The organism is Microcystis sp. M079S1 (genome assembly GCF_020246425.1).
Classification (GTDB): domain Bacteria; phylum Cyanobacteriota; class Cyanobacteriia; order Cyanobacteriales; family Microcystaceae; genus Microcystis; species Microcystis aeruginosa.
On record NZ_JADBSZ010000244.1, the window covers coordinates 1 to 9,116 of the forward strand.

5 protein-coding genes and 3 pseudogenes are annotated in these 9,116 nt (G+C 44.7%); 6 read left to right on the forward strand and 2 right to left on the reverse strand.

Going from position 1 to position 9,116, the window contains the following annotated elements:
- Positions 1-1,018: pseudogene (locus tag IM456_RS16115) on the forward strand (IS630 family transposase); the annotation flags it as partial.
- A 148-nt stretch (positions 1,019-1,166) separates the two neighbouring features.
- Here the strand turns inward: IM456_RS16115 and dusB are convergent.
- Positions 1,167-2,168 carry a tRNA dihydrouridine synthase DusB gene (gene dusB, locus IM456_RS16120; RefSeq protein ID WP_149986440.1) on the reverse strand — a complete coding sequence of 334 codons (1,002 nt, stop codon included), beginning with the start codon at positions 2,166-2,168 and terminating at the stop codon, positions 1,167-1,169.
- Between the two features lie 199 nt (positions 2,169-2,367).
- Between dusB and IM456_RS16125 the strand changes: the two genes are divergently transcribed.
- Entirely contained in the window at positions 2,368-3,942 is a 1,575-nt protein-coding gene (locus tag IM456_RS16125) for a glucose-6-phosphate isomerase (RefSeq protein WP_149986439.1), read from the forward strand.
- A 314-nt stretch (positions 3,943-4,256) separates the two neighbouring features.
- Entirely contained in the window at positions 4,257-5,468 is a 1,212-nt protein-coding gene (locus IM456_RS16130) for an ABC transporter permease (protein ID WP_287692098.1), read from the forward strand.
- A gap of 8 nt (positions 5,469-5,476) precedes the next feature.
- On the opposite strand, the gene hisD is transcribed toward IM456_RS16130, so the two are convergent.
- Positions 5,477-6,733: a histidinol dehydrogenase gene (gene hisD / locus IM456_RS16135; RefSeq protein WP_287692099.1), complete on the reverse strand. Its 1,257-nt coding sequence runs from the start codon at positions 6,731-6,733 to the stop codon at positions 5,477-5,479.
- A gap of 313 nt (positions 6,734-7,046) precedes the next feature.
- Here hisD and accC point away from each other — a divergent pair, with 313 nt between their 5' ends.
- The 3 genes and pseudogenes from accC to IM456_RS16150 all read left to right on the forward strand — a co-directional run.
- Positions 7,047-8,393: an acetyl-CoA carboxylase biotin carboxylase subunit gene (gene accC, locus IM456_RS16140; protein WP_193958235.1), complete on the forward strand. Its 1,347-nt coding sequence runs from the start codon at positions 7,047-7,049 to the stop codon at positions 8,391-8,393.
- A gap of 43 nt (positions 8,394-8,436) precedes the next feature.
- Positions 8,437-8,637, forward strand: a pseudogene (locus IM456_RS16145) (Uma2 family endonuclease); the annotation flags it as partial.
- Between the two features lie 130 nt (positions 8,638-8,767).
- Positions 8,768-8,977: pseudogene (locus IM456_RS16150) on the forward strand (Uma2 family endonuclease); the annotation flags it as partial.
- Positions 8,978-9,116 lie beyond the last annotated feature (139 nt).

Consider the following 9,116-nt stretch of genomic DNA (forward strand, 5'->3'; position numbering starts at 1 on the left):
AGAAGAAAAGAACTCACTGTATTATGAAAGATTTCATCATCCCCATCCCCGGGTTCAACTGAAGATGGAAGTTCTCTGGTTAAAGAGCCAAAAGATACCGCACAAAAAAATTTGTCAGTTAGCAGGAATCTCGCCAAATACCTTATTAACTTATCTTCGAGATTATCAAGAAGGCGGAATAGAAAAATTAAAAGAAATCAACTTCTATCGCCCTAAAAGTGAATTAGAGTCTCAAAAAGAAACGCTCAAAAAATACTTTGAGAAAAATCCACCAGCCACAATAAATGAAGCTGTATATAGGATAGAAGAATTGACGGGAATAAAACGAAGTCCTACTCAAGTGAGGAAATTCTTAAAATCAATGGGAATGAAATGTATAAAAGTAGGTTCTCTTCCTTCTAAAGCTGACCGGGATGAACAAGAGGACTACAAAGAAAAAAAGCTATAACCCAGACTAAATGAGGCTAAAGAAGGAAAAAGGGCTGTTTTTTTTTGATGCCGCTCACTTTGTCATGGGAGCATTTCTCGGTTTTGTTTGGTGTTTTGAGAGACTTTTCGTTAAGTCACCGAGCGGGCGTAAACGCTTCAATGTTTGAGGAGCATTAAATGCAATAACTCATGAAGTTATTCTGGTTACGAATGACACTTATATAACAGCATCTCAAGTCTGTGAACTTCTTAAAAAAATAGCTGCTTTAGGACTAATGATTCCCATCACTCTCGTATTAAATAATGCCCGCTATCAGAAATTTAAAATTGTTGAAAAATTGGCTCTTTCTTTGTCAATAGAGCTACTCTATCTACCGTCTTATTGCCTAATCTAAATTTAATTGAACGGCTGTGGAAATTTGTCAAAAAGAAATGTTTGTATGGTAAATATTATGAAAACTTTTCTGACTTTTTTTCAGCTATTTATGAATGTCTGAATGATGCCCATCTGAAACATAAAAAAGAACTAGATTCATTGCTCACTCTACGATTTCAGAAGTTTAATAAATCTCAGATTATGAACGTCTAAAGTATATTACCGATAGTCAGGAGCAGGCAAGCAAATTGCGCCATGAGGCTGAAACCCGTGAGCGGGCTTAGGTAGTAAATGTACCTTGTCGATGATGCTCAGAACCAGCAACAGGTTCGTAAGAACCTACAGCTTGTAGCACCGTTACCTAAATATTCTCGTTTTCAAGGTTTAATTGGGCAATAGCTCTATCAATTAAATCACAGCCCTCCCCCAGGGATTCGATGCGCGAAAAACGATCGCGCCAAACCGCCGCACCGGTAAAATCCTGACAATACCAAGCCAAATGTTTCCGCGCTTGCCAAATACCGCGTTCTCCCTTGTATAGCCATAGCCCCTGTAAATGCTCTTTAGCTAGGCTTAACAGGTCAATAGAGGTGGGTTTCGGCAACTTTTTGCCTGTTTTGAGGTAATAATCGATTTCCCCCACCAAATAGGGATAACCAAGGGTTCCCCTAGAACACATCACCCCATCGGCCCGGGTAAATTCCAAACAATTAATCGCCGCTTCCACAGAAACGATATCGCCATTAGCGATGACAGGAATCGATAAAACCTCCTTCACCCGTTTAATCCATTGCCAATCGGCCGGCCCTTGATAACCCTGTTCCCTAGTGCGTGCGTGCAGGGTCAACATTTGCGCTCCCGCATCTTCCAAACGACGGGCAAAATCGATAATATTAATCTCCTGAGCGTTCCATCCCAAGCGAGTTTTCACCGTTACCGGCACCGATACCGCTCTCACCACTTCCCTAACAATTTGCTCGGCAATTTCTGGCTGTCGTAAAAGCGAAGAGCCGCCGCCTTTTTTAGTAATTTTATTAACTGGACAACCCATATTAATATCGATGGTCATCGCTCCTTCTTTAACCGCTTTTTCCGCCGCCACAGCCATAAAATCGGGACGGCAATCAAATAATTGCATACTGATTGGTTGTTCTTTGTCCCCGATAACCATCAATTGCGGTAACTCTTGCAGCTGGGAGATTTCTGTCGCATTGACCATCTCGGTATAGAGCATGGAATCAGGAGCAAAGCGTCTCACCAAGCGCCGAAACACTAAATCGGTGACACCGGATAAAGGTGATTGCAAGACGCGGCTATGCACTTCTAAGTTACCGATTTTGAGAGGGGATGAGTAGATAGCCATAGGAAAGGTTAAAAAATCAACAGCCAACACCAGCAAACCGAACAATTAGGGGATAGTTCCGTCACTGTTAGCATTTTGCCAACCCCTAATATATGGTTAACCGTCATCTTCTAGTCTAAAACTACCTGTATGATGATTGGAGAGGATAGAATGCTATCTCTCCTAAACGAGTAATTAAACAAAAATTTCGCTTTTTTTTATGGATAATCTGCAACTCTGGCAACGTTACCAAGATTGGTTATACTATCACCCTAACCTAGAACTTTATCTCGATGTCAGTCGGATTCCCTTCGATGAGGCTTTTCTCAAAGGTCTAGAAGCAAAATTTGAGCGCGCTTTCCAAGATATGGCAGCTTTAGAACGGGGCGCGATCGCCAATCCCGACGAACAGCGTATGGTCGGCCACTACTGGCTGCGCGCTCCTGAACTCGCTCCTAACCAGGAATTGCGGGACGAAATCACCGAACCTGTAGCACAGATCAAAGAATTTGTCAAGAAAATTCACTCCGGAGCGATTAAGCCGCCCAATCGGGCAAAATTTAGCCATATTCTCTGTGTCGGCATCGGGGGGTCTGCTTTGGGTCCCCAATTCGTTGCCGAGGCTCTATCCCCCCTTAATCCCCCCTTAGAGATTGCTTTTATTGATAATACCGACCCCAAAGGGATCGATCGCACCCTAGCCCATTTACCCTTAGCTACCACCCTCGTTATCGTCACCAGTAAATCCGGCGGCACTCCCGAAGCGAGAAACGGAATGTTAGAGGTCCGCAACGCTTACGAAAAACAAGATTTAGACTTTCCGCAATACGCGGTCGCCGTCACTATGCCGGGTAGCCAACTGGACAAATACGCCCAAGATTGGCTAACTCGTTTCCCCATGCAGGATTGGGTCGGCGGTCGTACATCAGAACTATCCGCCGTCGGTCTTCTCCCGGCCGCTTTGCAGGGTATCGACATTGATGAAATGTTAGCCGGGGCCAAAGAAATGGACATCGCCACCCGCGTCCATAACCTGAAAAAAAATCCTAGCGCCCTACTGGCTCTAGCTTGGTATCATGAGGGCAACGGCAAGGGAGAGAAAGATATGGTGATTCTGCCCTACAAAGACAGTCTCTATCTCTTTAGCCGCTATCTGCAACAATTGGTCATGGAGTCCCTCGGTAAAGAAAAAGACCTCGATGGCAATAAGGTGTACCAAGGTATCGCCGTCTATGGTAACAAAGGTTCCACTGACCAACACGCCTACGTCCAACAATTACGCGAAGGGATTCCCAATTTCTTCGCTACTTTTATTGAAGTGTTACAAGACCGACAAGGAGATTCCATGGAAGTGGAAACCGGCTCCACTGCCGGCGATTTCCTGTCGGGATTACTGCAAGGTACTCGACAAGCTTTATACGAAAATAGTCGTCACTCTATCACTATCACTATCCCAGAGGTCACTCCCCGTCAGGTAGGGGCCTTGATCGCCCTCTACGAACGGGCCGTTAGTTTCTATGCTAGTTTAGTTAACATTAACGCCTACCATCAACCCGGGGTAGAAGCAGGGAAAAAAGCCGCCGCTTCTATTCTGGATTTACAAAGGAAAATCGTGCAAGTTGTTCGGGAAACGGGAACTTCTCTTGACTTAGCCACTCTAGCGGCCAAAATCGGCGCTAGTGACCAAGTTGAAGCTATCTATAAAATTGTCCGTCATCTCAACGCTAATCGGCGCAGTTTAACTATTACCGGCGATTTAAGTAAACCAGAAACGATCCAAATCTCTACCCGCTAATCAGTTATCAGTTATCAGTTATCAGTTATCAGTTATCAGATGTAAGTTTTAAGTTAATTAGTTATTTAGTTATCAGATGTAAGTTAATTAGTTATTTAGTTATTTAAGTACCTAAGCAAAATTAATTACACATATCTAACCACCTCTTGCCTCCTGCCTTTTGCCTTTTGCCTTTCTTCACTAGGAAATTAATTTTGCACGACTACTTATTTATCTTCATCTTTATCCCTGTTTACTGATTACTGTTTACTGATTACTGTTTACTGTTTACTGATTACTGTTTACTGTTTACTGATCACTGAATATAACTAACCATGGAAATGCTAGAAAACCTGAAAATGGCTTTTTCCGCTTTGATGGGCAATAAACTGCGTAGTGGTCTGACCATGCTAGGAATTGCTATCGGTAACGCCTCCGTCATTGCCCTAGTGGGGGTGGGTGAAGGAGCGCAAAAAGTCGCCCTCGAGCAGTTTGAAGCCCTCGGTCCGAATGTTTTATTTGTTTCCACCTCCTCGCGCAATGTCCGCCGGACAATTCCTAATCCCCGGCCCCTCACCTACGAAGATGCCCAAGCGATCGCATATCAAGTTCCCGCCATTACCGCCATTTCTCCCGAATTGAGCGGTAAAAGAATTTTATCCTTCGGTAATAGAACCAGTAATAGCCCCCTGATCGGGGTGGGATCCGAGTACCTAAACGTGCGTAACCGTCAACTATCTAAAGGTAGATTTATTATGGAATCTGACCTGAAACGGGATAATCGGGTGATTGTCTTGGGATCGGAATTAGCTAAAAATCTCTTTGGTAATCGCAATCCCGTCGGCGAAAATCTTCGCATCGGCAATCTTAGTTTTCAAGTCATTGGAGTTTTACAGGCGAAAGGCTCCTTATTTGAGGCTAATCAGGACGATCGAGCCTTAATTCCCCTAACTACCATGTCTAATCAGGTTCAAGGCCGCAGAGCTATCTATGGCATTCCCCTGACTCATATTTCTGTCTTGGCCAAAAACTCTGCCCAAATTAAAGCCGCTCAGTTTCAGATTAGCAACCTGCTGCAAATGCGTCATCAGGTCAGCGATGAGAATTATGTGCAGGTTTTCCCCCAAACCACAGTCTTAGAAATGGCCAAAGAGACTAACGATAGTTTAACTAGAATGTTAGCCTCGATCGCCAGTATTTCCCTTTTTGTTGGGGGAATCGGCGTAATGAATATTATGCTCGTGTCAGTCACGGAAAGAACCCAAGAAATCGGGTTAAGAAAGGCTTTAGGAGCCAAAGAAGGGGATATAAAAGGTCAATTTCTCATTGAATCGGTGATTTTAGCCACCACTGGCGGAATTATCGGGATTTTTGTCGGCATTCAAGGAATGTATCTAGCGGGAATTTTTGCCGCTTTAACCACCAGTGTCTCAATCCCTGCCATAATTCTCGCTTTAGGAGTTTCTAGTGCCATCGGTCTAATTTTCGGTGTTGTTCCCGCTCATCGTGCCGCTAAATTAGACCCAATAGTTGCTTTGAGAAGATGATAGTTTCTCTAGGTCTTATCCTGACCTCGGGATTCTATAGCCCCGTCCGTTGCCGTAAATCCCTCCGCTTGCGCTAATATTTGCAGATTATGGGCTATGGGGGCGAAAGAATCGGCAGGATATTCGATTAAAGTGGCGGAATCGAGAAAAGTTTCCACTCCCACGGGACAACCCAAATAATCAGCCACCGCTTTTGGAGTAGTGGAACCGAGGAGAATAGTTCCCGATTGTCTCACAGAAGATAGCTTTTCCCAAGGCTCATCGATCATTAAGGATAAATGGGTGGGAGCAAAAAGATTCGATAATTCGATCGCTTTCTCCAATGATTCCACCACCACGATTAAGCCATAATGAGCGATCGCTTTTTCCGTTAACAATCTCTGGGGATGTACCTGTAACTGTTTTTGCACTTCTTCCTGTACTATTAGGGCCAAAGCCTTATCCGTCGTCAATAAAATCGCTGCCGCTAGGGAATACTGTTCCGCTTGCGCTAATAGATCTAGGGCCAACTGCCTGGAATTAGCTTGACTATCGGCAATAATAACCAAATCAGAAGTAATAGAGAGATAATCGATTTTTACATGGTCAGAAACCAGTTTTTTAGCCAAATTAGTATAAAAATCACCTATTCCGGCAATCATCTCCACGGGAGCGATCGTTTTTGTGCCGTAGGCTAAAGCGGCGATCGCCTGTGGTCCAGCCACCCGATAAATCTCACTAATACCCACCGATTGGGCTGCCACTAAAATCGCCGGATGGATGCGTAAATCCTCATCGGCGGGAGATACCATGACAATCCGTTTAACCCCCGCTATTTTGGCAGGAATAGCCTGTTGGAGCAATAAACTGAGATAGGCCCGTTTACCATCGGGAACGACAATTCCCACACTGTTAACCGGTTGATAACGTTTCCCCCGAACCGTACCATCTTCAGGAAACTGGACCCAAGCTTTGGGAAGACGCTGACGATGAAAAGCCTCCATTTTTTCACAGGCAACAGCGATCGCATTTAATAAATCCTGGGACACCTGTTGATAAGCAGCATCGAGTTCCGAGCCACTCACCTTCAGTTGTTGTAGATTAAGGGACTGTTGGTAGAATTTTTCCGTGTAATCCACCAACGAGCGATCGCCAGCAAGTCGCACCTGATCGACAATCTCTCGGACAAGCGATTCTTTTTCCCGAATTTCTGGATCGTCGAACCGTTCCCGAATTCGTCTCAGTTCCGTTCTGGCTGACCATGGCTCTGTGATAATTCGCAACATCGAGCTATTATCCTCTAGGGGCGAAACGAGATTAAAAGGTTTTCACTCCTCACACTCTAGCTTATCGCTTTCAATCTTGACCGGGGAGGGAGACCGAGTCAGTTATTTTAGCCATCGGTAGGTAGGAGTCGGTCGTCAGGAGATAGGAGTCAGGAGATAGGAGTCAGGAGATTATTTTTATTTATTCTCCCCACTTCCCCACACCCCACACCCCGCACCCCACTTCCCCACTTCCGGATTTCCCCAAGGTAACAAAACCAGATATTCTACTAAATAGTCGCCTATCACACCAGCCTGATCTCGTGGTCGTCCAATGCAGTTTGCCAAGATATTAATCGCCAATCGCGGGGAAATCGCCTTAAGAATCCTTCATAGTTGCGAAGAATTGGGCATTAGAACCGTTGCCGTCCACTCTACCATCGATCGCCATGCCCTTCATGTTCAATTGGCCGATGAGAGTGTTTGTATTGGTCCGCCCCCAAGCAGCAAAAGTTACCTAAATATCCCTAATATCATCTCGGCTGCCCTAACACGCAACGCCACGGCCATCCATCCCGGTTACGGTTTTTTGGCAGAAAACGCCCGCTTTGCCGAAATTTGTGCCGATCATCAGTTAACTTTTATCGGTCCGTCTCCCAGTGCTATTCTGGCTATGGGTGATAAATCCACCGCTAAAAAAACCATGCAAAAAGCGGGAGTTCCCACTATCCCCGGCAGTGGTGGTTTAATTACCTCAGAAGCGGAAGCAAAACGTATCGCTGATGACATCGGTTATCCTGTCCTGATTAAAGCCACCGCCGGCGGTGGAGGGCGTGGGATGCGTCTTGTCAAGAGTGCAGATGAACTAGGTAATATGTTAAAAGCCGCCCAAGGGGAAGCAGAAGCGGCTTTTGGCAATTCAGGAGTATATCTAGAAAAATTTATCGAATGTCCCCGACATATCGAGTTTCAGATTTTGGCCGATAGTCACGGTAACGTGATCCATTTAGGAGAAAGAGACTGTTCGATTCAGCGACGACACCAAAAACTGCTAGAAGAAGCCCCCAGTCCTTTTTTAACGCCCCATTTACGCTCAAAAATGGGTAATGCCGCTGTTAAAGCCGCTAAATCGATTAATTACGTCGGGGTGGGAACTGTGGAATTTTTAGTCGATAAACACGGTAATTTCTACTTCATGGAAATGAACACCCGTATTCAGGTGGAACACCCCGTCACGGAGATGATCACGGGGATAGACCTGATCCGAGAACAAATTCGGGTGGCACAGGGCGAAAAACTGCAAATTAAGCAAGATCAGGTGATATTTAGAGGGCATTCGATCGAGTGTCGCATTAATGCCGAGGATCCCGATCACAATTTTCGCCCTCACCCCGGCAAAATTAGCGGTTATCTGCCCCCCGGTGGTCCGGGTGTCCGCATGGATTCCCACGTTTACACCGATTACGAAATCCCCCCCTATTACGATTCCCTAATCGGTAAATTAATTGTCTGGGGAGAAAATCGCGAAACTGCGATTAAACGCATGAAACGGGCCCTGCGGGAATGTGCGATCACGGGAGTACCGACAACTATTGATTTCCATCGTAAAATATTGGAAACTCCCGCCTTTTTAGCCGGAGATGTTTATACTAATTTCATCCAGGAACATCTCTTGCCCTAGGGCGTTACCATAAATTTTAGACGAGAGTAGGTTGGGGATAATAATGACAGTAGAAGTTAAATTTAACTCGTTTCAACTCAGCGATGAACAGTTCTTTCAACTTTGTCAGGATAACCGAGATTTACGCTTGGAACGCAACGCAAAAGGAGATTTAATTATTATGCCACCGACTGGAGGAGAAACCAGCAATTCTAACGCTGGAATCACTGCCCAATTATGGTTATGGAATAACCTACATAAATTAGGTGTAGTTGGGAGCATCTCATTTATGCAAGTGAGTAATTATACTTGTCCCTAAAACTGGTTTCTAGCAAGGCTTTCAAAATATCTTGACATAAAACCTGATTTAGGGGTTACAAAGGTGAGATGCTCCCGGTGTAGTTTTTGATTCTTCCACAGGATTTAAACTACCTAATAGGGCTGATCGCTCTCCCGATGCTGCTTGGATACCTTTAGATAAATGGCAAGCTTTAACCCCGCAACAAAAGGAAAGATTTTTACCTCTATCTCCCGATTTTGTCATTGAATTAATGTCTCCTAGTGACAACTTAGAAACGGCTAGGAAAAAAATGCAGGAATATTTAGGGCTTGCTGAATAAATCTAAAAAGCTTGTTGGATAAGGTTTTTAGGCTTTTTTGACCTCAAAAAGTGCCTAGCATTGGAGTGATCGGGGGTAAAATTCCGGGACTTTTTCCCTGAAAATTAGGTAATTGACCACCTGA

Coding starts and splice junctions, on each gene's coding strand:
- dusB (WP_149986440.1), bottom strand. CDS start 2,168: ATGGCTATCTACTCATCCCCTCTCAAAATCGGTAACTTAGAAGTGCAT.
- IM456_RS16125 (WP_149986439.1), top strand. CDS start 2,368: ATGGATAATCTGCAACTCTGGCAACGTTACCAAGATTGGTTATACTAT.
- IM456_RS16130 (WP_287692098.1), top strand. CDS start 4,257: ATGGAAATGCTAGAAAACCTGAAAATGGCTTTTTCCGCTTTGATGGGC.
- hisD (WP_287692099.1), bottom strand. CDS start 6,733: ATGTTGCGAATTATCACAGAGCCATGGTCAGCCAGAACGGAACTGAGA.
- accC (WP_193958235.1), top strand. CDS start 7,047: ATGCAGTTTGCCAAGATATTAATCGCCAATCGCGGGGAAATCGCCTTA.